The following is a 26,291-nucleotide window of genomic DNA, read 5'->3' as shown; positions in this document are numbered from 1 at the left end:
GAAGGGAGAACGTTTAATATGGAAGAATTCAAAACATTACAAGGCATCGTTGCACCGGTAGACCGGGTCAATGTAGATACAGACGCAATCATTCCAAAACAGTTTCTGAAACGGATTGAACGTACCGGATTTGGACAATTTTTGTTCTATGAATGGCGTTTTGATGAAGAGGGCAACAATAATGCTTCCTTCGAAATGAACAAACCTCGTTATGAAGGGGCATCCATCCTGATCTCACGTGCCAACTTTGGCTGTGGATCATCCCGTGAGCATGCACCATGGGCGATTTTGGACTATGGATTCCGTTGTGTCATCGCTCCATCTTATGCAGACATCTTCTATAATAACTGCTTTAAGAACGGAATCTTGCCAATCAAGTTGTCAGAAGAGCAAGTTGAAGACTTGTTCCAACGTACAGCGACACATGAAGGCTATGAGATGAATGTAAATCTGGAAAACAAAACGATTACTGATGCATACGGACTGCATATCGATTTTGATCTGGATGAGCACCGTCGTCAATTCCTGTTGCAAGGATTGGATGATATCGGTCTGACTCTTCAACATGATGATGAAATCGCTGCTTATGAACAACGCCACGCGGCAAAACTGTTCGGTTAATCGTTAAAGTATCGCATAGCAAAAAGCTTCTGCCTCGCCCAAGGGACCTTGTTCCCATCGGTGAGACAGAAGCTTTTTGTAGTTTCAGAAGTAAATTAGCTTAATAAGTCAGCTATACATAGAACTCCTGATTTTTCTTGACCGAATACTTCAACAGATACAATAACAGCTGACTAAATAGAGAACCTAAAAATCGATTATTGAGGTAACTCCAAAGGGTCGTTTTTTGTATTTTGAAAATAGACATAGATATAACAAGCCAAATGCACGAAATTCACAAGTGACCATACCATAAGCCATATGATTGGAGTTGATAGGGTAGTCCAGATGCCAAACCAAGGCAGCACACGTCCTCCGCCGATAAACGTAACCAGGTGGGACAGAGATAAGAGAATTAGAACTGGGATCAGTCTTCCGACCGTGATCAGAATCAATTTTCTGATCGTTAGGCGTTGGTTGCTCCGAAGTATGCGAGAATAGCCGTAGATGCCCCATGCAAGCGTAGCGATGATCAGCGCAATCATGATCATTTCCATATTCCGACCGTTTACAAAAGAGGTTTGGGGTTCCTGCCCCCTCATAATATCCGCTATTCCATCAATAGATGCCGAGTAATTCACATAAGCGTTTATACCAGAATTAAACATTACGGCAATGCCCATTTGCTCGTTCAAATAAACCTGTTCTTCGGACTTGTAGGTCCAGAAAATGCCGCTGTGGGAGATCGTTTGGCCGTTAGACGCATCTTGGTTTGCAAGCCAGCCCATGCCGTACGGACCGATCGCTCCTGAGGCATGATATTGTTTCATCAGCACAGGGGAAACGAGGCGGCTATTATATTGGGAAAGCATCCATAGGGACATGTCCTCTGCGGTTGAAACGATGCCGGCGGGGCCCTCAATGAACCAAAGCGTTTCGGATTGACTTATAGCGCGTCCAAAGCTCAGGTAATGTCCTAGCGGGATAGTATTATTCTCATAGAATTGCTGCGTTGTATTGACACTGAAGGTATGATTCATTCCTAACGGTTCAAAAATATGTTTTTTCAGATAATCCGAAAAGCGCTCTCCGCTAACACTTTCCACGAGGTTCGCCAGCAGCACGTAATTGGGATTATGATAGCTGTAGGCTGTTCCGGGGATATGGGCAAGTTGAACCATGTTTAATAATTGGTTCGCTTCAGCCAGTGATTGGAATTGCGGAGTCTTTGTCATATCGGGATTAATCTTGTCATTGAGACCACTCGTCTGATTCAGTAAATGACGGACCGTGATATCAAGAACGTGGGGGTCCTGTGGAGAAAGCTCTGGAAAATAGGAAGCGTAAGTCGCATCCAAGTCGATCTGACCCTTGTCCACCAGCTGCAGAACGGCTAATGCAGTAAAGGACTTGCTTAGTGAAGCAATGGGAAAAGGGGTGTTGCCCGTAACCTTCTGGCCGTCCGCCAATGTCCCGTAGCCTTTTGCGTAAAAGACCTCATCGTTATTGGCAATCGCCAGTGAAGCAGCCTTAATGTAATTGGCCTTCATGCTCCGATTCATATATTCGTCGATCTCCTGCAGCACTTCTGTCCTGTTTCTGGCTTCATCGGCGGATAAGGGGGACGCCCACGCGGTACATAACAACAAACAGCTAATTGTGATATACATTCTTTTTTTCAGTTTTAGCATGATAACACTCCTTGAATTCAAGATAAGGAGATGTTATCAGATCATTTTCAACTATTTATCAACTTGGGTCCGAATACTTGCCGTGACGCTTCCACCTCCGTTAGGACCGTTTGCAATCTGAAGACTACCTTCATGTTTTTCGCAAAACACCTTGCAAACGTAAAGGCCCAGCCCGCGATGTTCGCTCGCATCCCATACTTCGCCTCGGTAAAAAGGGAGTATAGCCTTACTCAGGGCTTCGTCAGAGAAACCAGTACCGTCCTCTGAGACGGTAATCTTCATAATGCCTCCCTGAACGTCATAATGGACGTTCACTTGACTGGCTGCGTATCTCGCCCCATTAGCCACTATATTCTCGAAAATCTGCATGACGAGATAGGGATCTACATGTACTGAGGGATTATCATATTCCACGGATGAGACGAAACGTATACCGAACTGTTTCGCGATTTGTTCAGCGCTGCCATCCAGCAAAGCCGTCAATGAAATCGTATCCATCGATTGGATGTTCAACGGCACATCCTCCAGCCTCTGAATGGAGTTCATGGCCTCTGCATAACTCTCCAGACGCAAGATGTGAAGGTTCATAGTATGAATCAAGTCCAGCACCTTTTCTTCTGACAACTTCTTCTCAGGAAGATAGGTGGAGAGAAGCTCGGCGTTTCCTTTTAACACGGACAGGGGTGTTCTCAGATCATGGGCAAAAATAGCATTGATCTGCTTGCGCTCTTCAACCGAACGCCAAAGTGTCTTAAGATTTTTTTCCAATTGTGAGCGCATGTTTTCAAATAGCGCGATCAGCTCGCCCATCTCATCCTGGCTGTCATAGGAAATGCTGAAGTCTAGATCGTTGGCCGAAATGTTCTTGGATGCTCGTTTTAATAGCTCCAGCGGACGTTTTAGCTTCCATCTGTAAAATAGAACGGCCATGGTGACAATACCAGTCGCTACGGTGAGCAGAACCGCCGTGACGAGGGAGGGCATCACCCAATCCGTTTCTCCGAAACGCAGCCGCAGGTTCTCCGCCCAAGCAAACTCCAAAGTTATAACGGCAAGCACGGCAATGAGTGTGACCACACACAACAGCATAAAAGATTGTAGCAAGGACAATCGCTTTAAAAACAGGAGTCTAGTCATGAACTTGGCCATTTGTACCCTACTCCCCAAACGGTCTCGATTTGATTATCACAGCCGTATTCCTTTAATTTGTAGCGAATTCGCCGGATATGCTCTGCGATGACGTTACTGTCACCTTGCTCGTCCATGCCCCAAATCTTTTCGTATATGCGTTCCTTTCCAAACACCATATCAGGATGCGTGGACAGCAATTCGACAATATCAAACTCTTTTTTGGGCAGTGAAATTCGCTTATCCAGGTAGTAGAGCTCCCTGGCCGTATAATCAATGACCAATTCATTGTTAAACCTTACCGAAGATTTAGTTTGGATTCGTTGTTCCCTGCGTATATGTGCTTCGACCCTGGCGCCCAACTCGCGAATGCTGAAAGGTTTCAGGATATAGTCATCGCCTCCGGCACGAAATCCCGCTATTTTATCAGCATCTTCGATTCGAGCCGTTAAGAATAAGATCGGGCAAGAGACAAAGTCGCGAATTTTTTCACATAATTGAAGGCCGTTCTGTTCAGGCATGTTGATATCTAACAAAACGAGATCGGGTTGTTTTTCCACTTTCCGCAGCGCTTCCCTGCTGTCCTTGGCCGTCATCACGGAATATCCGTTAATTTCAAAATAATCAGTCAGTAGCTTTCGAAGATCTGCTTCATCGTCCACGATCAGTATTTTAGGCATCAAGTCTCAATCTCCTGTATTCAAGTATTTGAACTCAGCATAGCAAAAATGGATGAGGAATGTAATTTCCATATGATTTCGGGTACTGGACGAATGGAGAAAGTAACCTTTTTGCCACTCAGTTTCCGACTAAATATGACAACGTTGTAACCGGATGATCAGACAATATCTGATAAACTGATTAGTAGATTATGGAAGGTTACATATTGTCATTGATGTTACGCTGCAGAGAATCAGGTCGGATGTTCAAAAGACAAAAAGAATGGTGGATGAGTTATGAAAAAATGGTCGGCAGCAGTCGTTTTTCTTCTGTTCCTATGTTTATTCCCAGTCATGGCCCATGCAGACACCACTCCCTCGATTGTACTCGACGGTGTAACCATTAACCAGCAGACGGGTGCACCTGCAGAGAATATTGGGAAAACGGTCATGGTTCCAATTCGAATTGTATCCGAGAACCTGGGTTATAAGGTGAAGTGGGAGAAGGAAACTCAGTCAGTCCAGGTTCAAAAAGGAAACAGCATGATTCAAATGACGGCTGGCAAAGATGCAGCTACAGTGAATGGAAACGTGGTGAACTTGGATTCGCCCCCACTGATCAAACAGGGAACTACGCTTGTTCCGTTACGCTTTGTTGGGGAAGGCATGGGTCTGCGTGTTGGCTGGGACAATGGAACCAAGACAGTAAGCCTATTTAGTATTCCTCCCGTAGTTGAAACGGAAGGTGACAGTGACCCCGTCGAGGCACCTGTCCCGGATGGTTTGACAGAGCTTCAAGGCATCAGCTTCAGCGGAGATCGCTTGATTGTAGCAACAAACGGTAATATTAGCCCCAAAGTATCCAGTATTGGTGGGCCAGACCGAATTATTGTTGATCTGCCTTCAGCGACATTTTCTGAGGAATTCATTCAGGGACAAGCCTCTAACCCGGATGGGAGTGGACAGATTCTCGTTACGGATTCATCCATAGTTTCCAAAGTTCGGTATGCCATGTTCAGTAAATCGCCTTCTACCGTGCGTGTCGTTCTGGATCTGAATCAGACGGCTACAGCCAAATGGTCTGTTGGAGATAACAATGTCTTGCTCGTTGACCTGACAGCCACGAGTGGAGAACCGACAAGCCAACCGGCAGTACCTACCAATGATGGCAAAACGATTGTGGTCATTGATCCGGGACATGGTGGTCGTCAATCGGGTGCAGTGAGTTTGTCAGGAGCTTATGAGAAGGATTTCAATCTGGCTGTAGGACTGAAGGTACAGGCAACCCTTCAAAAATACCCAAATATTCAAACGGTCATTACACGCCAGGATGATACAGAACTTTCGCTCAAACAGCGTGTGGATATTGCTGAATTGAATCAGGCAGATGTTTTTGTATCCATTCATGGAAACAAATTCACTACACCGGTACCAAACGGCATTGAAACGCTCTACAGTCGTAAAGAAAGCAAAACTTTGGCTGACACTCTTCACAAATATGTGTTACCGGTAACAGGACTCAAGGATCGTGGGGTTAAAACGGCTAGTCTGCATGTGACGCGTGAAACAACCATGCCTGCTGTGTTACTTGAACTTGGTTTTTTAAGTAACCCTACAGATGAAGCAGTCATGCTCACGGAAGAATACCAGGACAAATGTGCACAGGCGATTGTGGACGGAATTGTTGAATTTTTGGGACTATAAATTGAATTGTGCGCAAATATGAAGGTTAGGGTATTACGTTGTTTAGAGATGTATATTTGATAAATAAGGAAAAAACAAGACATTAAAATGTAAAAAAAGCTTGATCTGACAACGTTTTTTTTCTGTTATGTTGGAATATATTCGCAACTTTTGAGAGCGAGGGGCGTCTAATAGGTGTCTGGTAATGCCCAAGCGGTCAGTCGGAGTTGGAAAATGACAACATGCGGCAAAAAAATATGAGAATGGTAGGGGTGAAGGATGAAGAAGTTCGGTTTTTTGGTACTGTTATTTGTCTTTGGGCTCGTATTCCCGGGCTATAGTCACGCAGCAACAGACACGAAAATTATCCTAGACGGAAAAGAAATCGTACAGCCATCGGATACAAAAGCGGAAATTATCAACAGCAAGGTGATGGTTCCGATCCGGGTTGTGTCCGAAAATCTTGGATATAGCGTGGAGTGGAAGCAGCAAACGCAAACAGTGACTATTAGCAAAGACAACACTGCCATGCAGATGATTGTTGGACAGAAGACGGCAACGGTGAACGGCAGTAACGTAAACTTGGATGCCCCGCCACTCGTGAAAAATGGTACTACGCTCGTACCTCTCCGATTTATTGGTGAGGAAATGGGTCTTAAGGTGGGTTGGAACAATACCACGAAGACGGTAACATTAGTTACCCAGAATTCAGGTTCCGGAAACGGGACAACCACACCTCCGAACTCTGGCAATGAAGGCGGAGGATCGGATCAAGAAGGTCTTGTACTGGTGAACGGCATCAGCTTCAGCGACAACCGCTTCATGATTGCAACAAGCGGAAGTACGAAGCCGAACGTCTTCACGATGACAGGACCAGATCGAATCGTTATAGACTTGCCGAATACCGCATTTGCTGATTCATTCAGTGAAGGACAGGCTCTAGACAGCAACCAGAATGGACAACTCGTCGTTAGCGGCTATCCGGATGTGTCGAAGATTCGTTACTCGTTATACAGCAACAGTCCATCTACAATTCGTTTTGTAATCGATCTGTCCAGTTCAAAAGGGTACAGTGTGCAAAATGATTCCGGACTGGTTATGATTAACCTCGACAATCAAAGTGGTACACCTGCCCCTCCAGTTGGTAATAATGGCAAAAAAGTTGTCGTTATCGATGCAGGTCACGGAGATCAGGATCCTGGCGCAATCGGTGTAACTGGTAAACGTGAAAAAGACTTCAATCTGGCAATGGCTCTGAAAGTGGAAGCCTTGTTGAAAAAAGAATCCAAAATTGACGTTGTGTTAACGCGCAGCGATGATACATTTTTGGCATTGAAAGAACGTGTGAAGATTGCACAAGACATAAAAGCGGATATTTTCATCTCCATTCATGCTAACAGTGGCCCTACTGCTGCGAACGGTGTAGAGACATTCTATACACGCTCCAACAGCAAAGCACTTGCTACAGTGATGCACAAGTATCTTTTACAGTCTTCCGGACTGAAAGATCGTGGAGTGAAAACGGCAAGTCTCCATGTGACCCGTGAAACGACAATGCCAGCAGTTCTGCTGGAAGGTGGATTCCTTAGCAATAAGAGCGACGAAGCAGCCCTGTTCACTGAGAGTTTCCAGAACAGTGTTGCCAAAGGGATTGTTGCAGGAATCAAGGAGTATCTGGGAATTAAATAAGGGACAAGCCCTTATGTTGAGGAGGCGGAGTTAGAATGAACAAGAAAATATGGATTGCAGCCTTGCTGGTAACGGTTATGGCAGTTGCTGCTGGATGTGGAAGCAAGCCAACAGCTGCTCCGAATCAGACGCAAGGCGCAGGAACTGAAAACAATGTAACCGAGGTTGAAGGCGAAACAATTACTGAACCGGTAACTGCTGAGCCTGAAGAGAATACAACGCCTACAGAATCGACGGAAGGCAGTTCGGAGGAAGAGACTACAACTACTCCGCCAAGCGAAACGTCTACGGAGAAGCCGGCAACTTCCGAAAGTAATGAAAAGAAAACGATCACTGTATTCTATACGGATGAAGAAGAACTGGAGTTGCACAAAGCTTCGGCAGAGATTTCATACGCATCGGATGATGCCAAATATAAAGCTGCCTTTGCATCACTGCAACAGAGCAAAGACGCTAAACTGGTTCCGCTGTGGTCTAAAGAAATTGAATTGAAGTCTGTTCAGTTCAAGGATGGAGCTCTTACGCTGGATATTCATATGCCAGATACGGCACGTCTTGGAGCAGGTGGAGAGTCTTATGCACTGGATGCTCTAAAACAAACGTTCTTCCAGTTTGATGAAGTAAAATCACTTGATTTACTGGTGGATGGTCAGCAGACGGAGAGTCTGATGGGCCATGTGGATCTTGAACATCCAATGACAAGATCCGAATAGGCTGTACAGCATGCTGTTGTACCGGGAATCCACGGAATATGGGTCGTTTTACATGAGAGAGGGGAATCATAGGTGACTTTTAAATATAACCATACATCACACTCTAAAAAAGTAGTATCAGCCGTGCTTGCAGGCATGATGGCCCTTAGCGCCGGCGGAGCTGCCATGGCAGCAGAATCAACAGAAACGGGGCAGGGTCAGACTGCTGCAATAACAAATACGGCTGCACCAACTGGTTTGTTCAGTGACATCAAGGTCGGATACTGGGCTGAGAAACATGTGTACAAACTGGCATATCAAGGTATTCTTCTCGGTAACAACGGCCTGTTCCGTCCAGGAGACGCGGTAACACAGCAAGAAGCTGTAACAATGGCAATCCGTTTTATGAATCAAGAGGGCCAGTTGAATACCGACACGGCTGCGGCATTACCGACAAACATGGAAGTGGGAAATTATTTCAAGCCATATGTCGCGCTGGCACTTCAACTGGGACTGATTGACAAAACGGAAGAATCAACGGTGGATGTATCCAAGACCTCCTGGGGTCAAAAGCCGGCTTCACGGGAATGGATTACAAAATTGTTAATCCGTTCATTGGATAAGGATGCTGAAGCGAAGGCACAAAACAATCAATCTACCGGATTTGCTGATAATGCAAGTATTTCCGAAAGTGGTAAAGGTTATGTCAATCTGGCTGTTAGCTTGGATCTGGCCAAAGGTGTGGAAGGCAACAAATTCAATCCAACTGGTTCCGTAACCCGTGCTCAACTGGCTACCTTCTTCAGTCGTGGTGAATCATTAACGGATACAACGTACCCGAACACAACCACGGGTTATGTGACAGGATTGAAAGATGGGCAGATCACGCTGGTTGTGGACGGCAAAGCCGTTAACTTCACAGTGAACAGCAGTACGCCTTACTTTACGAAAGACAGTGAGACTCGTGCTTCCGCCACAGATGTGAAGCTGTATACAAAAGTTATGGTTGTAGGTTCTGCAGCTGGGGCTTCCTATGTAGAAGTTGTTGATGCTACACCGCAGGTGGAAAGTGTTGAAGGTACATTTGCACGTTCATTGTCTGGTAATAAAATTGGTATCTTTGTGGGCGAGAATTACGAAACGTACAGTTATGATGAGGCAACTGCATTCATCGATCAGAATGGTAATGCAATAAAACTGTCCGATATTACGGCAGATAGCATCATCGAAGTACAGCGTGAGACGTTCTCGACTGACAAAAAAACAGTTGCTATTTGTGTGAAATCCGGCATTGTTAACAAGAGTGATAATGGCGTAATTGCTGAAGTATCCACTTCTGGCAAAACGATCAAACTTGTCAATGCAGCGGGTGCTACAGAGCAGTTTGCATACAATGACAATCTGCTTATCACATATCAAAACCGTATCATGTCAGTGGCTGATCTCAAAGCCGGCAGTGCCGTAAAATACACTGTAAAGGACAGTGTTTTGCAAACTATCACATTGTCTCAAGGTGTGGAGCAATCTGTGCGCGGAACATTGGTTGAGATCGGTGGCAACCAGTCCACGTTAACGTTCAAACGTGAAGGGGGTTCCCTTGAGGCGAAACTGCTGACTGAAAAGCCGGAAGTTATTATTAATGGTATTCAGGATGCGACGCTAAATGATCTCATCACGGATGCAACGAACGGGGATCAGGTGGAGTTGTCATTGAACTCTGACGATCAGGTAACACGTATTCAGGTGATTGGACGTCAAATGGAACCTATGAACGGAGTAACGGTTGTATCTTACAACAGCAAAACAAAGGTACTTACCGTACTGGACAACAACAAAAAACCGTTTGTATTTACATTGGACGAAAAAACCAAACTGGACTACAATACGACCAAACCTACACTCGCTGGTCTGGAGTCGATTTTAAATGATGGTCGCAAATTGGATCTGACCTATGTGGGAACACGTGCGTTGTCCGTTAAAGTGATTTACAAGTATGAAGGTACGATCAGCAACATTGACACAACGGGCAGAAAAATCAGTGTGTTGTCTGGTAATCAGACGATTACAGTGCCTTATACTACCTTACCTACGGTTGAGATCTATAACAAATCGGGCGCAAGTCTGGGAGATTTGAAGATTGGTGACAAAGTGACCGTAACGCTTGGAGCAAATCAGGATGTAGTGCAGAAGGTTTCACTGAACACTGTGGCTCAATTCGAAGTGGTTGCCTTGGAAGCAAATAGTCGTATTCGAGTAAAATCCGATCTGTTGACAAGTCAGTTCTACGTGGATCAAGCCGTACTGACAGGAGAGAGTGGTCAGACGATCACGCCTTCACAACTGACAGCAGGCAACCTGATTAATGTAACGTTTGAAGGAGCTACGCCAAAAGCGGTTCAAGTCGTGAAGCGTACGCTGGCTGAGGTTACAGCGGTGGATGCTTCATCTGTAACGCTCAAACAGTTTAACGGCCAGACTGAAACCGTGCCTGTTAGCGGTTCGGTTAAAGTCGTAAAATCTGGCTCCACATTAACTTCACTGACTAGTCTTACTGTCGGAGATCGTGTGGAAATGACAAAAGATACGGATAATTCCACACGCTTCAGAGTACTAACTGTCATGAGCAAACAATTCTGGTCTTATGATGGCGTTGGTAACCAGATTTTGGTTAAACGGGAAACGACAGCAGACACAAACTATCGTTTTGCACTCGGATCAAGTGTATTTGTTCACCAGGGTGACAATACTTTAAGCGTGCAATCTCTCAGAGATAATGATAATATTGTATTGTATCTCCTGAACAATGTTATTCTGGAGATTCAAAAACAGTAATCGTTTCTTTTCGAGGATCAAAAGAATGACCGTCTTGATACGGGATCTTTCCCGCATCAAGACGTTTTTTTTGCAAGCTTTTTGAGGTCCCCGCAAAGTACTCGGATGAAGCTTCGAAGTAAGGCTCCGCAGAGTGGAGTCATTTTGTGGGAGGTAGCTCTTCATGAATGCAGCGACGGTTAGACATATACTCGAAACTATGGAAGCAATGTTTCCTGATGCACATTGCGAATTAAATCACAGCAATGCATTTGAATTGACGGTAGCTGTCCTTTTGTCTGCCCAGTGCACCGATGAAACGGTGAACAAGGTAACCGCAGATCTGTTCCAGAAGTACAGAAGCCCAGCAGATTATCTGGCAGTTCCTCTCGAAGAGTTGGAACAGGATATTCGGCGAATCGGTTTGTACCGGAACAAGGCCAAGCATATTCAGAACATGTGCCGAATTTTAATAGAGCAGTATGGCGGTGATGTACCGCAGGAACATGATCAGCTTGTGACGCTACCAGGTGTCGGGCGGAAAACCGCGAATGTAGTTGTTTCCAATGCGTTTGGAGTACCGGCAATTGCGGTAGATACTCATGTTGAACGTGTATCCAAGCGGCTGGCGCTTGCAGGTTGGGATGACTCCGTACTTGAAGTCGAAAAGAAACTAATGAAGCGCGTACCCCGGGAGGAGTGGACTTTAACTCACCACCGGTTTATATTTTTTGGACGCTACCATTGCAAGGCACAGAACCCTGCGTGTCATATCTGTCCATTGCTGGACATATGCAGGGAAGGGAAAAAACGTATGAAAACGTCCCAAATCAGGAAAGATAAGGAACGTGTCACCACCCGAAAACGAAAAATAAATTAATGAGCAGAAAAGGATGAATAATCATGAAATGCATTTCCGTGTACACTGACAATTTTGAGGCCTTCTCCGATATCTTTGAACAAATCGTTGAACAGGAAATGGCTGAAAATGAAGAAAAAGAAGTAGAAGGTATCACAGTAAGCCACTCTGGCGACGTGCCTGAACATTATCTGGAGCGTATGTCCGTTAAACCTGAAGTTGTTGTTATGAGAGACAAAGGCAGAGACATTACAATTCTGCAACATGGACAAGTATTTGAAATCTTGCTACCTTCCATGGAGAACGCAGTTTCATAAGAAGTGATTACACTATTGGTTCTGTTGTATTAATGTCATGAGGATCGTTGTGGTTACGGTGATCGCATCGCATTCATGCAACAGACACTTGGGGTAAGCATTTGCTAAATACCAAGTATAAAACGTATTACAGATAAAACCGACTTGTTCGGTTTTATTTTTTTTAGATTATAGAACTTATACGTTCATTTATGTATATTCAATTCCAACCGTTCAAATTCAAACTTGATAATGTTAAAATAAATGTTGTAAAAGAGATAGACGTCGAAACGGATGTCAAATTAGAGGAGCCAGGGGGAAGGCCAGTCATGTCCAGAACAGATTACCCAAAAGAAATGGCCAAACCTCTGCTTCCGCTGCGTGAAGCGATGGAGCAGACAGGGGACCATACGGCTGTACAGGCTATAACGGATTTAATCAGCAAGGCGGAAATGAAACATCTGACGATTGCGTTCTGTGGTCATTTCTCTGCAGGCAAATCGAGTCTCATCAACAGTTTATGCGGTAAGCGGGTGCTGCCTTCAAGTCCCGTGCCAACAAGTGCAAATGTGGTATCCATACGTAATGGTAAGCCAAGAGCGCTTATTTATACTACTCCAAACGTAAGCGCTGACAATGGAGCAGGAACACTTGAAGTTTCTCCAGAGGAATTGGAGGCGTATTGCAAAAATGGTGGAGCTTATAGCTCAATTGAGGTATGGGATGATATTCCTCTGCTGAAAGATGATGCTGTCCTGCTGGATACACCAGGTGTGGATTCAACAGATCGCGGACATAGTCTCGCAACCCATTCAGCGCTCCATCTGGCCGATGTGGTGTTCTATGTCATGGACTATAACCATGTCCAGTCCGAGACCAACCTTTCATTTGCCAAGAGTCTGTCGGATTGGGGCAAACCGTTGTTTTTGATCGTGAACCAGATCGACAAGCATCGGGAGCGTGAGCTCTCTTTTGACCAATATACCGAAGGTGTCGAAGCTATATTTGCGGCCTGGGAAGTTAGATATGACGGACTGTTGTTTACTTCCCTCCGCGACAAGCAGCATCGCTATAACCAGTGGGATGTGCTTCCGGAACTCATTGGACACATGATGCAAGAGAAGGAAGCGTTAATTACGCACAGTTTGGCAAGTTCGGCCAGTCATGTAACGGAGCAACACTTGACGAGAGAAGCCGAGAAACGTGAAGACGAAGAGAATTCCCTGCTGGATGAGATTGGTGGCAAGGAAGGAATTGAACGCTTGGAACGAGAGCTGGAGCTTCTTGATCAACAAGCAGCAGACATTCGTACCGGGCCTTCGCGAGTGCGTGAGAAATTCCGGGCAGAGCTGGAACCTCTTCTGGCAAATGCAAATCTTACTCCTGCGGATATTCGTGCGTCGGCTGCCGCCTATTTGGAGAGCCGCAAACCAGGTTTCAGGGTAGGCTTATTGTTCTCAGGTGGCAAAACCGAGCAGGAGAAACAACGTCGTGCTTCTGAACTGGTGCGGTTATTGCAGGATCAGGCTTCCGGACAAGTTGAGGTACATATTCGTACAATGCTTAGACAGCTGGGTGAATCCCATCAGCTATGGGGAGCGGAGTGGGAGCAGTCGCTTAATACGGAACTGCCTGCTGTAGATGAGGCACTGCTGGAGATGAAACGCAGTGCGAGTGCAGAGGTATCTCCAGAGTATGTGATTCAGTTCAGTAAAGATGTGCGGGGCGAGATTGAGGCCCGCTATCGCAAGTCGGCCATGATGCTGGCCGACCGCATGCTGGAGGCGCTGGCAGCGCGAGGCGAAGCCGCGCTCCAGGCTCTGGACGCCAGCCGCGCAGCGCTGCTGGCGCAATCCGCGGCGGCGGCGCGCTACACGGCGCTCCAGCGCAGCGCCGCCGCAGAGGCAGCAGGGCTGCGCAGCCTGCTGCCCTATGCGGGCCCCCTCCCCTCCGGGCTATTGCCGGAGGTGAAGGGCCCGCACGTGCCCGCGGTGCCTGAACCGGGCGAAGCTCCCGGTTCGCATGCGGGCACGTCAACGTCAGTGGCTGCGCAGCCACTGACGCAAGAGGCACCGCCGCAGCAGCGCGCAGTCGCGGCGGCGGTGCCTGGGCCATCGTCGGCGGCTGGCGCTGAACGCCGCCGACGCCTGGACGCAGCAGCGGCACGGCTCGAAGCCGCTGCTGCGCTGGTGGAGCCGTACCCCGCCATGGGGTCGGCGGTACGGGATCTGCGTGCACGCGCGGCTTCGCTTGCGGGCGGCACGTTCACTCTGGCGCTGTTCGGAGCATTCAGCGCCGGCAAATCCTCCTTCGCCAACGCGTTGCTGGGCGAAGCTGTACTACCCGTCTCGCCGCATCCAACAACAGCGGCGATTAACCGAATCATGGCTCCTGCCGGGGGCGCGGAGCATGGAACAGCCCGGGTCCGCATGAAGACCCGGGACGCCTTCCAGGAAGACCTCGGCTATTCCTTCCGATTACTCGGACTGGGTGAGCCGGGAGCGGAGTGGCAGAAGCGAGTACGCTCCCTCTCACCACAGGATGTGCATCCGGCGGGGCGCCCGCATTACAGCTTTTTGCAGGCAGCGGCAGCTGGCTGGGAAGAAACAGCGGACCAGTTAGGTCAGGATGTGCTGGTGGATCTGGACGGTTATCGTAACTTTGTCGCAAACGAGAAGAAGTCCTGTTTTGTAGACAGTATCGATCTCTATTACAGTTGCGATGTGACTGAACAAGGCATTGTATTGGTGGACACACCAGGAGCGGACTCTGTGAATGCTCGTCATACGGGTGTAACCTTCAATTATATGAAGAATGCGGATGCACTCATTTTTGTAACGTATTACAACCATGCTTTCTCCCAAGGAGATCGCCAGTTCCTGAACCAGTTGGGACGTGTTAAGGATAGTTCTGCCATGGATCAGATGTTCTTTGTTGTGAATGCCAGTGACTTGTCTTCCTCTGAGGAAGAACTGGAGCAGGTTCTCGATCATGTGAGCACCCAACTGCGCAGTAATGGAATTCGGGCACCACGACTCTTCCCGGTATCCAGCATACTGGCGATGGAAGGCAAGATGGCAGGTGATTCGAAGCTGCTTGAGCAATCCGGTTTTATCCGTTTTGAGGAAGAGTTCAACCAATTTGCAGGCAGAGAATTAGCCGATCTTGCCGTAGGTGGAGCTTCCGAAGAGATGGCACGTGTCATTCAGCGGTTGAAGAAGCGTGCCGAGGATGCAGCTCAGGGTGAGGAAGCATTGCAGCAGCGGCGGGATGAACTGGAGACGATCCAGGGACAGTCACGCCAGCGCATACAGCGACTTGCAGAGCGATCCATGAAGGAAGAACTGTCACAGGAAACAGCAGAGTTGCTGTTCCATGTGCGGCAGCGACTTGCCTATCGCCTTGGTCTATTCATGGCAGAAGCATTCCATCCTTCCGTACTTCGGGAGGATCGGGGCAATCTGAAGACGGCTTTTGCAGCCTGTGGGCGTGAACTGTTACGCATGATTGCCATTGAACTGGAGCAGGAACTGCTTGCTACCACCCTCAGACTTGAACAGGCAGGTCAGTCCTGGCTGATGAAGCAAGTTACGGAATGTATAGACGATGTGAGACAGTTATCGGGTGGCGTGGATGTGTCACTGCCACTGAACGAACGCTGGAGTACACCTGTGCTTGAAGAAGTTCGTCTGGAAGAACCGTCTGGATGGAAGAGCTATTTGAATTACTTCCGTAATCCGAAACAGTTCTTCGAAGGGGACGGACGTCAGCGGTTACAGGAGGCACTTGATCCTGTCCTTAAACAGATGATCATTGAAGTTCTTCCTGCTGCGCAAGAAAAACTGATTCAGTTTTATGACAACCAGATTTGTCAATCGTTGCAACACCAATCCCGTCGGTTGGAAGAACGTTTGGACGAGGCGGTGAGTGGAATTCAAGATACACTGGAGAGCGGAATTCCGGCGGAGCAATGGACCAGCTTGTCTAACCAACTGGAACAGATTGAACGCAGTTAAAATCACGGCATAACGCGTATTCTCTGGAAGTCTTTGTAAAACAAAATGAATGATACAGCAATACATTGAAAATGTTGCGAAAATCAACCCAAAAAGGCCCCTGCCGAAAAGGCATATAGGGAGCCTTTTTTTGGTACGAACAACCTGAAATAAAGAGAATATTCAAACATTTGATTGAAAGGTGGGTATTTACCTTCGTTAATGCGTCAATAAGCTGAAAGCAGGCAGAATATGGTCTGTTATTCGCTTTGCCGCGAATGGGGTACGGTGATAAACTTCATAAATGTTCATAGTATTTTTGAACGACATAAGAGGAGGAGAAACATGGATGTTCTTAGGCAACTGCAAACCTTTTTTTGGGAAAAGCGAACGTATTTATTTGTATCAATCTTGTTCCTCGCCTTAGCGACCGCACTTGGGTTAGTGTATCCGTACATGCTGAGGATACTGATTGATGACATCATTGTTCCGCGAACTTTTGAAGACGTTCCCATAATTGCCTTGACTGTGTTAGGTGTAGTTATTTTGAAAGCGGGAATGCAGTTTTTACACGGCTTTTATGGAGGACGCTTGGGTAACTTCCTGGCGTACAGACTTCGTAATGCATGTTACGAAAAGCTTCAATTTTTATCCTTCCGTTATTATGATACGGCCAAGACAGGTGATCTGATGTCCCGCCTCACGGGAGATTTGGAAGCCATCCGTAACTTTATCGGATTTGGTTTCGCCCAGATTCTTAACATGGTTTTCATGGTCGTATTCGGCGCAATCATGATGATGACCATGAGTTGGCAGCTTACGCTGTTCACACTCATATGCATCCCATTACTTGCCTTCGTTGCGCTGAGATTCGAATCCAAAATTCACCCTGCGTTTCAGGAGATGCGGCTGGCGCTCAGTTCACTGACAACAGCGGTACAGGAGAATATTACTGGCGTACGTACGGTAAAATCCTTTGCACGTGAGCCTTATGAAGTGGAGAAATTCTCCATACGTAATGAGCGTTACAAAACAAATCAGATTCATGCCGCAACATTGTGGAGTCGCTATTTTCCGATCATGGAGATTCTTGCTTCGGTGAGTATCGTGCTGTTGCTGGTGATCGGTGGAAGAATGGTTATACAGAAGACGCTGACACTCGGTGAACTCGTTGCCTTTTTCAGTTTGATCTGGTACATAATCGGTCCAATGTGGAATCTTGGGTTCCATATCAACAACTATACGCAATCCAAAGCTTCAGGTGAACGGGTGCTCGAACTGCTGAATACGCCAGTGGATGTGGAAGAAACGCAAGATCCGGTCATTGTGGAGGCAGACCAAGTGAACGGTCATGTGACATTTGAATCCGTTACCTTTGCCTACGGTAACAAAATGCCAGCAGTAACCTATATTAATTTTGACGCTGCACCCGGTTCTGTAATCGGTTTCCTCGGGGGTACAGGGTCAGGTAAATCGACCATCATTCAGCTTCTGATGCGTGCCTATAACGTCAACTCGGGAACGATCAAGCTGGATGGTAAAAACATCAAAGATATAGGTATTCGCAGTTTGCGGAGTCAGATCGCTTCTGTTTTCCAGGAAACATTCCTGTTCTCATCCAGCATTCGCAATAATATTTCTTACGGGCTTAAGAATGTCACCATGGATGAGATCATCCGTGCAGCCAAGCTGGCCAAGGCTCATGACTTCATTATGGAGTTCCCGGACGGATATGACACGGTGGTTGGTGAGCGCGGTATGGGTTTATCGGGTGGACAGAAACAGCGGATTGCGATTGCAAGGGCTTTGCTGAAAAATCCGAAAATTCTGGTACTTGATGATGCAACAAGCGCCGTGGACATGGAGACGGAACACGAGATTCAGTCCGGTTTCCAGGAAGTTATGCGCGGCAGAACGACTTTTATTATTGCACACCGGATATCTTCACTACGACATGCAGATGAGATTCTGGTGCTCGATGAAGGTCGCGTGGTACAACGTGGCAAACATACCGAACTCATTGAAGTGCCTGGACCATATCAGGATGTTTATAAAATTCAATATGCAGATTATATTGCCCGCGGTAAGCGGGAGGCTGGGGAGCAGGTGAATTCATGAGTGCCGAAACGATAGCAGACAGGCGCGAGGCAAAAGTGGCCTCTGAGAAGAAACTGAATGAACGATTTGTGTATCAGGATGATGAAATTATTGAAAAACCGTTTAACTGGAAAGAATTTGGACGTTTATTTGCATACATGAAACCTTATGCGAAACAATTGTTACCACTCGTTATTCTAATGATGATTTTGGGCACCATTACAAAATTGTCCGTACCTTTTCTGATCAGTCTGGCAATTGACCGGGCCATCGCACCGGCAACGGGGTTGCCAAGCATGACCATGCTTTATCTTATCGCAGGCTCCATATTTGTGTTGTATCTCATCCAGTGGGCTGCCAATACGTACCGGATCAAATTGACAAACATTATCGGACAGCGCGTTATTTATGATCTTCGCTCGGATCTGTTCAAGCATATCCAGAAGCTGTCCTTTAACTTTTTTGACAAAAGACCGGCAGGTTCCGTACTGGTACGTGTTACGAATGATATTAACTCCCTTCAGGATCTGTTCACCAATGGTGCAGTTAACGTCATGATCGACTGCGTACAGTTGCTCGGGATCATTGTGATCTTGCTGTTGATTAACTGGAAACTGGGTCTTGCCGTGATCATTACGGTGCCAATCATGTTTATCATCTCGACCAAACTGCGGGTGCTGATCCGTCGGGCTTGGCAGGATGTGCGTATGAAGAACTCTCGAATTAACTCCCACTTGAATGAATCCATTCAGGGGATTCGAGTGACTCAGGCTTACACACAGGAAAAAGAGAACATGAAATACTTTGACAACATGAACCTGTCCAGCAAAAAGTCATGGGATAGAGCATCAGCGATGAATCAAGGCTTTGGACCGCTGATTGAGATTACCGGCGGATTCGGTACATTAATCCTCTTCTGGTTTGGTGCTTATCTGATTCAGGAAGGTCAATTGACTGTGGGATTACTTGTTGCCTTTGCCAACTATGTGGGCAACTTCTGGGACCCAATCAACCGTCTGGGACAGATGTACAATCAGTTGCTGGTTGCAATGGCATCATCGGAGCGTATCTTCGAATTCATGGATGAAAAACCAAGTATTGCGGATAAACCAGGTGCCAAGCCACTTCCTTCTATTAAAGGAGATATTGCATTCGAAAATGTGGTGTTCGAATACGAGAAGGGCAGACAGGCGCTGAAAGGGATTAGCTTCTCCGCGGCTGCGGGACAATCGATTGCACTTGTTGGTCATACGGGCTCAGGTAAAAGTACGATCATCAATCTGATCAGTCGTTTCTATGATATATCCGGCGGACGTCTCACCATTGACGGACAGGATGTGCGGGATGTAACAGTAGAGAGTTTACGCAGCCAGATCAGCATTGTATTACAGGATACTTTCATCTTCTCGGGTACGATTCGTGACAATATTCGATTTGGACGACTGGATGCAACCAATGAAGAGGTGGAGGATGCAGCCAAAGCAGTCAATGCACATGAGTTCATCATGAAGCTGCCTGGTGGATATGATACCGAAGTAGAGGAACGCGGGAACGTATTATCCATGGGACAGCGACAACTGTTATCCTTTGCCCGTGCGCTGCTTGCTGATCCACGCATACTGATTCTGGATGAAGCTACAGCCAGTATTGATACAGAGACAGAGCTTAAAATCCAGGAAGCGTTGAAGGTGCTGTTGCAGGGAAGAACGTCCTTTATGGTCGCTCACCGTCTCTCAACCATCCGGAATGCAGATAACATTATCGTCCTGGATCATGGTGAAATTAAAGAAGAGGGCAACCATGAGCAGCTTATCCAGAAACAAGGCGTCTATAATGGGCTGATTGAAGCTCAATACAGATTTTTGTGATGAAACCTTCGGACGCCTGTTAAGCGTCTGAACACATATGAACTTATAACACTCTGGTGTTTTTTAGCCTGATCCTTCAATAATAAGTGCATCTTATTCATTGAAGACAGGTTAGAGGATAGCCGGAGTGTTTTTTTTATTCGTTAGTGTGGTATGTTATATTTTTGAAGAATGAAATCAATACAATCGTTCATGGCTGGAGGGAGATCAATGCAGATGGACAACAACGAAATAAATTCAAAGCATTTAGATCACCTGGATCATATGAATTTTAGGCTCCTTCACGTTAATTATACGAGTGATCCTGCGACGGAGTGGCTTCTGAGGAAACACTTCATTGAAACATACATGTTATTATTTGTAGCCAGTGGGCAAGGGTGGTTAAAGATAGATGGCAGTTTCATCGAATTGAAGGCGGGCGGACTGTATGTAGGCTTCCCGGGGCAACTGGTTGAGGCAAATGTGCATTCGTTGGATGAAAGAGGCGTGTATCACATGAGTTTTGATGTCATGTACGCACTGGAGCAGGAGGGTGGAACAGCCCTTGAAATGATGAAGCAACTTTTACGTAATGAAGTGAATGGCGAGGTCAGCTCATCTTCACCCGTTGCTGTTGGTGTGATCTGTCAGATGATTTACCACCACACGTTGAAGAAGGATGGTTTGCAAAGGTACTATGGTCAGATTCGTTTTCAGGAACTGTTGTATACCATGTTTTACGACGTGGCCTGTGCCGAAAAGACGGATCCGGCTTCACCAATTGAACATGTCAAAGGTTACATGGAGCAGAATTATTCGAAGAGATTAACCATTGAGGATTTAGCAAATGTGGCACGAATGAGCCCTCGACATTTCATGCGTTTATTCAAGAAAAGGTATGGGTACAGTCCAGTGGACTATCTAACGCTATACCGAATTAAACAAGCCCAGATCTTAATGAGAAATGATCACAGTTATCGACTCAAGGATGTGGCATCGTACGTGGGTTATCAGGATGAGACGTATTTCCGGCGTAAATTCAAGCAAATCTCTGGCATTCCACCAGCAGCGTTTATACGTAATAGCAAACAAAAAATTGCTGCAATTCATTCTGTGAGCATTGGTATACTGCTTGCATTGCAGATCATTCCCTGTGCCGCGCCGGCAAGTCATCCATGGACATACTATTATAGACGTAAATATGAAACGGACAAAGTTATGCCACTCACAGAGAGTGAGACCACTTGGCTGGAACAGCTTCGATTAGTTAAACCTGATTATATTATTACTGTTGGGACGGAGTCTGAGGATTTGCAGAGGCAGCTTCATTCCATTGCTCCTATGTGTGACCTCCCGTGGGAAAAAGGCGATTGGAGAGAACATTTGAGATATGTTGCAAGCTTTTTGGACAGGTCTGATATTGCAGAGGTATGGCTTCAAAGATATGAAGAGAAGGCAACGACCATAAAGGATCAGCTTGAGGATTTCATACGAAAAGACAGATTAGTTGTACTCAAAGTTTATGGTGAAGCGTTGCAGATGTTAGGCCCAAGGAGCATTGCTTCCGTTTTTTACGTTGATATGCAAATGGAGGGTCCCGAAGGAGTTGAGACTTATTGGGAACGGGGCACAGTGACCATTAAGGAGTTATCTGTTCTCAACGTGGAAAGAATATTATTGATTGTGGGTGAAGATGAGGAATCTAGGCAGACATGGTCTGCTGTGCGTAAGTCTGAGGAATGGCTTGCATTGTTAGCGGTACAGAATGGCAGAATGGATATGCTTTTGTCGAGCGTCCTGCTGGACTACACTGCGTTTACCCATGAGCTTATGTTGGATGAAATATTAAAGTTATGGCAAGATCGTCCATAGCAAAAAGTCTGAATAGTCAATATCATACCTGAACATATTTTAATATACTTACTCCTATATCAAATGATAATGATAATTATTATTAATTAGACGTTGTCATAACTAAATGCCATATAGGGGGTACATAAAGAATGAGATTCAGATGGTTAACGGTACTATGCACCATGATGTTGGTGCTCATTATTTCGGCTTGCGGTGCAGCAGGCAACGAAGCATCCTCGAGCGAGGGTCAAGAAGCGGGTACCGCCAATTCTTCAACAACAGAAGCCAGTCAGGTGAAAAAAGTGAACACGGAAATGGGAGAAGTTGAAATTCCGGTGAACCCACAAAAAATAGTTGGTTTGTCCGTTGTATATCCAGAATTTTTATATTCACTTGGCATCGTACCCATCGCTGTACAGAACTACCATGAGGATTTTCCTTCTTACTTGCAAGAGCCATTCACAAACACGATGAAAATGGGAATAGGAAGAACGCCTAACTTTGAAGCCCTGATGGAGGCAGCTCCGGATTTGATTATCGCCCCTGACTGGTGGTCCAAAAAGGACTATGATCAGCTTACTCTGATAGCACCTACCGTACTTTTGCCACAGCGTGATGATTGGCGCGATGAACTGCGGGATATGGCCAAAATTCTGGACAAAGAAGAACAGGCAGAAAAGGTGATTCAGGATTTGGTGGATAAGGAGAAGGTAGCTGCTTCCAAATTGGATAAGCTGATTGGTGAGGAGACTGTTCTCTACATTAGAGTGATGGAAAAAGAAATCGTACTTCATGGGGAGAACCTTGACCGAGGAAACTTTGTCCATAAACGATTGGGAATGAATCCACTTCCTAATTTCCCGAAAGATCAAACTGCCATGTCCGTATCCTTGGAAGTACTGCCTGAATACGACGCAGATCATCTGATCGTTCAGCTGGATGATGAGACAAATCCGGAAATTAAAAAGAAATTTGAAGATATGTTATCTTCATCGTTATGGAAAAATCTGAAAGCAGTCAAGCAGGACCACGTCTATATGGTGGGTGGCAAGGAATGGTTCAATCTGGGAATGTCTCCACTTGCCGATGAATATGTCATTGATGATATTGTTGCTGCTTTTGAAGCAAAAAACAAATAAAGCAAACGGGTAAAGTTACATGTATCTCGAATTCATAACTAAATTAACAAGGTGTGTTTAAAATGAATAAGGAAGATATCTATGATCTGACCATCGTCGGAGGCGGACCGGCAGGATTATATGCGGCCTTTTATGCCGGGATGCGTGATATGAGAGTTAAGATCATTGACGGCAAAGACCAACTTGGTGGTTTTCTGCATACCTATTCCGAAAAAACTATTTGGGATGTGGGTGGCCTGCCACCCATGAAGTGTTCAAAGTTGATTGAGTATCTGGTTCAGCAGGCGAATACCTTTAATCCAACGGTTGAATTGAATTGCAAAGTAGATCGGTTCGCTCGACTGGACAACGAGATTTTGGCTCTGTATACTGCTGAAGGCGACATACACTATACGCGTACAATCATTGTCTCAGTAGGCCGCGGTATCGCAGAAATTCAGAAATTGGAGCTTCAGGAGCAGATTCAATATGAGCATGAGAATCTTCATTACACCGTCCAAAATCCAGAACATTTTTCAGGGAAGCGTGTGCTCATTTCAGGAGGAGGCAACAGTGCAGTAGATTGGGCAATTGAACTTGCTCAACTTGCACGGAGCGTAGTGGTCGTCCACCGAAAAAATGAGTTTCGTGCAATGGAACGCAATGTTAGCGAGATGAACAATGTAACGGATGTCAGAACACCATATAGCATCACACGGCTTCATAATCATGGTGAACGTATCCATCAGGTTGTAATTACGCATATGGAGAGTCAGGAAAATGTATTGATAGATGTGGATGAAGTCGTCATTAGTCATGGATATAAAAGCAATTTAAGTGATCTTGCCAGTTGTGGCTTAGAAATGGACGATGGAATGGTTCTAATGAGTCACCATGCACAGACGAGTCTGCCGGGTGTTTTTGCAGCAGGAGACTGTGCGACGCACGATAGCAAAGTTAGGCTCATTGCAGGAGCTTTCAATGATGCGATCGTGGCAGTTAATAGTGCGAAACAATATATGACGCCAGATGCACCCAAGATGGCTTATGTTTCTTCCCATAATGAAATCTTCAGAGAAAAAAATCGACAAATCCCAAGTCTTTAAACTTGGGATTTGTTTGCGTATTTCGATTCGTTGGAGTATTGAAGTCTGCTCTTTTAACATTTCCTTAATTTTGGGAGGAATGGAAGGAGTATCGAATCTGTGAGCGGTAATTGTAAAATTTGATCGAAAAAACACAAAAAATCTTGTAAAATTCACAAGAAAAATAGGGAGCACTCTTGCAATCTTTAACCAAAACCCCGAAAATAGAGAGACAGATATAGAAGATTTCTCTTTGGGAGGATTGGAAAGAACATGTGGGGTGCTCCTTTTACGGCTCAAGCCAAAAAAATGCTGCTACTAGGCAGTGGAGAATTGGGAAAAGAGGTCGTTATTGAGGCCCAACGACTGGGAGTAGAGACGATCGCTGTTGATCGTTATGAGAACGCACCTGCAATGCAGGTCGCGCACCGGTCTTACTGCATCGACATGCTGGATGCCGAAGCTTTGAAACAATTGATCCGTAAAGAAAAACCTCATTACATCGTACCTGAGATTGAAGCTATTGCAACAGAAGCTTTACTGGAGCTTGAGGAAGAGGGATTTTGTGTAGTACCTACTGCCCGAGCTGCACGTCTAACGATGGATCGCGAAGGCATCCGTCGGCTTGCAGCCGAACAATTGAAACTTCCGACAGCTGATTACCTTTTTGCGGACAACCTGGAACAACTTCAGGAAGCCGTACGTGAGCTTGGCACACCTTGTGTCATTAAACCATTAATGAGTTCTTCCGGCAAAGGGCAGAGTGTATGCCGAACACCGGGCGACGTGGAGGATTGCTGGAACATTGCTCTTTCGGGGGCTCGTGGCAAATCCGTTCGTGTTATCGTGGAGAGCTTTGTGCAATTTGACAGTGAGATTACATTACTTACCGTTAGGTCTGTATCAGGCACCGTATTTTGCCCTCCTATTGGTCATATTCAGAAGGATGGGGATTATGTCGAATCCTGGCAGCCTCATGCAATGACTCCTGAGCAATGGCAGCAAGCTTGTCATATTGCCAAATCCGTCACGGATGAACTTGGCGGGTATGGACTGTTTGGAGTGGAATTGTTCCTCACATCGGATGGTGTTGTGTTCAGCGAGGTATCTCCTCGTCCACATGACACAGGTATGGTTACAATGGTGACGCAAGACAGTTCCGAGTTTGCGCTGCATGTACGTGCAATTCTTGGTTTTCCGGTCACAGGTGTACATCTGTTGACACCGGGAGCTTCAGCAACGCTGAAGGCTAATGATGAAACATCTGACTTTACTGTAGGCGGGATTGAAGAAGCACTGGCTCTTCCTCGTACTCAGATTCGTGTATTTGGCAAACCTGAGACCAAAGTAGGACGCCGAATGGCTGTAGCCTTAAGTGCTGGTCAAGATGTGGAAGAAGCTCGTAAAACAGCGGTTCAAGCCGCTAATATGCTGAAAGTGGAGGTAAATCATGTCCAATAATGTTGAGGCCCCTGTACTGATGATCCGAGAGTGTGAGCTACGAGATGCTGAAGCGGTAACGGGACTGATGCGAGAGGTCAGCTATCCGACAACAACCAATGTCATGAAGGAACGTATTGAATGTTTGGAAACCAATCCAAACGCATGCATGCTTGTTGCCGAAGTGGATGAACAAATTATTGGTGTGATTGGCTTGCAATGTGTGCAAAGTCATGCCTATCCAGAACCTGCCGCACAAATTACTTCCCTGATTGTAGGTCAAGAACATCGTGGTGGTGGGATTGGCCGTCGTCTGATGGCTCGTGCCGAAGATTGGGGCAGACAGCAAGGTGGTAAACAACTGTTTGTCACGGGTGCAAACCGTGAAGTGACTTCAACAACGTACTCTTTTTATGAGCACATTGGTTTTCAGAAAAGAGGTTATCGGTTCAGTAAAGTTCTTCTATAGTATAAAAAAAGTTTCTTCTATTGCATGGAAATTCTCATGATATCCTGATCTGCACAATCTGGTGTGGTGAATGATAAATAGATGGTGAAGCGACATTCGACTAGCATTTTTAGTCCGAATGTCTTTTTTTTATGCTTTTGTAAAATCTGTAACATTCTAAAAAATGACAAAAAAGTTACTTTTCCATATTTTATAGGTTCACAATCTCCTGTCGAATTGATATACTGCTAGAGTATTAATTACAAAGTTGTAATAACTAATCTTAAGGAGATGAATGA

At 45.9% G+C, this 26,291-nt stretch carries 18 protein-coding genes; 15 read left to right on the top strand and 3 right to left on the bottom strand.

What is annotated here, in order from left to right; all coding sequences use genetic code 11:
• The first annotated feature begins 18 nt into the window (after positions 1 to 18).
• A complete protein-coding gene (leuD, locus tag MHI55_RS19380) occupies positions 19 to 621 on the top strand; it encodes a 3-isopropylmalate dehydratase small subunit (RefSeq protein ID WP_036607574.1) in 603 nt (200 codons plus the stop codon).
• 197 nt (positions 622 to 818) lie between these two features.
• Here leuD and MHI55_RS19375 read toward each other — a convergent pair whose 3' ends face one another.
• Genes MHI55_RS19375 through MHI55_RS19365 form a run of 3 tightly spaced genes read right to left on the bottom strand, consistent with a single transcriptional unit; the run spans position 819 to position 4,099 of the window.
• Positions 819 to 2,291, bottom strand: a complete 1,473-nt coding sequence (locus MHI55_RS19375) for a serine hydrolase domain-containing protein (protein ID WP_340386657.1) — start codon at positions 2,289 to 2,291, stop codon at positions 819 to 821.
• 51 nt (positions 2,292 to 2,342) lie between these two features.
• Positions 2,343 to 3,401, bottom strand: coding sequence for an ATP-binding protein (locus MHI55_RS19370; RefSeq protein WP_340386656.1), 1,059 nt, complete (start codon positions 3,399 to 3,401; stop codon positions 2,343 to 2,345).
• A 23-nt stretch (positions 3,402 to 3,424) separates the two neighbouring features.
• Positions 3,425 to 4,099 (bottom strand): response regulator transcription factor, encoded by a 675-nt coding sequence (locus MHI55_RS19365; protein WP_036607568.1) that lies wholly within the window; start codon positions 4,097 to 4,099, stop codon positions 3,425 to 3,427.
• Positions 4,100 to 4,375: 276 nt separating this feature from the next.
• On the opposite strand from MHI55_RS19365, the gene MHI55_RS19360 reads away from it, so the two are divergent.
• From MHI55_RS19360 to MHI55_RS19295, 14 genes are all read left to right on the top strand, one after another.
• Positions 4,376 to 5,782, top strand: coding sequence for an N-acetylmuramoyl-L-alanine amidase family protein (locus MHI55_RS19360; RefSeq protein ID WP_076250033.1), 1,407 nt, complete (start codon positions 4,376 to 4,378; stop codon positions 5,780 to 5,782).
• A 258-nt stretch (positions 5,783 to 6,040) separates the two neighbouring features.
• Positions 6,041 to 7,450 (top strand): N-acetylmuramoyl-L-alanine amidase family protein, encoded by a 1,410-nt coding sequence (locus MHI55_RS19355; protein WP_076250034.1) that lies wholly within the window; start codon positions 6,041 to 6,043, stop codon positions 7,448 to 7,450.
• Between the two features lie 35 nt (positions 7,451 to 7,485).
• Complete coding sequence (locus tag MHI55_RS19350; protein WP_340386655.1) at positions 7,486 to 8,163, top strand: GerMN domain-containing protein; 678 nt, start codon at positions 7,486 to 7,488, stop codon at positions 8,161 to 8,163.
• 72 nt (positions 8,164 to 8,235) lie between these two features.
• Positions 8,236 to 10,974 carry an S-layer homology domain-containing protein gene (locus MHI55_RS19345; protein WP_340386654.1) on the top strand — a complete coding sequence of 913 codons (2,739 nt, stop codon included), beginning with the start codon at positions 8,236 to 8,238 and terminating at the stop codon, positions 10,972 to 10,974.
• Positions 10,975 to 11,137: 163 nt separating this feature from the next.
• Positions 11,138 to 11,833 (top strand): endonuclease III, encoded by a 696-nt coding sequence (nth, locus tag MHI55_RS19340; protein WP_076317519.1) that lies wholly within the window; start codon positions 11,138 to 11,140, stop codon positions 11,831 to 11,833.
• A 23-nt stretch (positions 11,834 to 11,856) separates the two neighbouring features.
• Positions 11,857 to 12,129, top strand: coding sequence for a hypothetical protein (locus tag MHI55_RS19335; protein WP_017687779.1), 273 nt, complete (start codon positions 11,857 to 11,859; stop codon positions 12,127 to 12,129).
• Positions 12,130 to 12,437: 308 nt separating this feature from the next.
• The gene (locus MHI55_RS19330; RefSeq protein WP_340386653.1) at positions 12,438 to 16,124 is read left to right on the top strand and encodes a dynamin family protein; all 3,687 of its coding nucleotides are present in this window, start codon (positions 12,438 to 12,440) and stop codon (positions 16,122 to 16,124) included.
• Positions 16,125 to 16,448: 324 nt separating this feature from the next.
• Positions 16,449 to 18,221, top strand: coding sequence for an ABC transporter ATP-binding protein (locus tag MHI55_RS19325; protein WP_340386652.1), 1,773 nt, complete (start codon positions 16,449 to 16,451; stop codon positions 18,219 to 18,221).
• A complete protein-coding gene (locus MHI55_RS19320) occupies positions 18,218 to 20,068 on the top strand; it encodes an ABC transporter ATP-binding protein (RefSeq protein ID WP_036613270.1) in 1,851 nt (616 codons plus the stop codon). The genes MHI55_RS19325 and MHI55_RS19320 overlap by 4 nt, the downstream gene beginning before the upstream one ends.
• A 348-nt stretch (positions 20,069 to 20,416) precedes the next feature.
• Complete coding sequence (locus MHI55_RS19315; RefSeq protein WP_340386651.1) at positions 20,417 to 21,919, top strand: AraC family transcriptional regulator; 1,503 nt, start codon at positions 20,417 to 20,419, stop codon at positions 21,917 to 21,919.
• A gap of 131 nt (positions 21,920 to 22,050) precedes the next feature.
• Positions 22,051 to 23,040: an ABC transporter substrate-binding protein gene (locus MHI55_RS19310; protein ID WP_340386650.1), complete on the top strand. Its 990-nt coding sequence runs from the start codon at positions 22,051 to 22,053 to the stop codon at positions 23,038 to 23,040.
• Between the two features lie 62 nt (positions 23,041 to 23,102).
• Entirely contained in the window at positions 23,103 to 24,125 is a 1,023-nt protein-coding gene (locus tag MHI55_RS19305) for an NAD(P)/FAD-dependent oxidoreductase (protein ID WP_340386649.1), read from the top strand.
• Between the two features lie 252 nt (positions 24,126 to 24,377).
• Positions 24,378 to 25,565, top strand: coding sequence for a formate-dependent phosphoribosylglycinamide formyltransferase (purT, locus tag MHI55_RS19300; RefSeq protein WP_047843517.1), 1,188 nt, complete (start codon positions 24,378 to 24,380; stop codon positions 25,563 to 25,565).
• Positions 25,555 to 26,013, top strand: a complete 459-nt coding sequence (locus MHI55_RS19295) for a GNAT family N-acetyltransferase (RefSeq protein ID WP_017687788.1) — start codon at positions 25,555 to 25,557, stop codon at positions 26,011 to 26,013. Before purT ends, MHI55_RS19295 begins: the two co-directional genes overlap by 11 nt.
• The last annotated feature ends 278 nt before the right edge of the window (positions 26,014 to 26,291 follow it).

The organism is Paenibacillus sp. FSL E2-0151, assembly GCF_037993015.1.
Lineage (GTDB): Bacteria > Bacillota > Bacilli > Paenibacillales > Paenibacillaceae > Paenibacillus > Paenibacillus amylolyticus.
The sequence above is the reverse complement of the archived record's forward strand: the minus strand, read 5'-3'. Positions and strand labels throughout refer to the sequence as shown.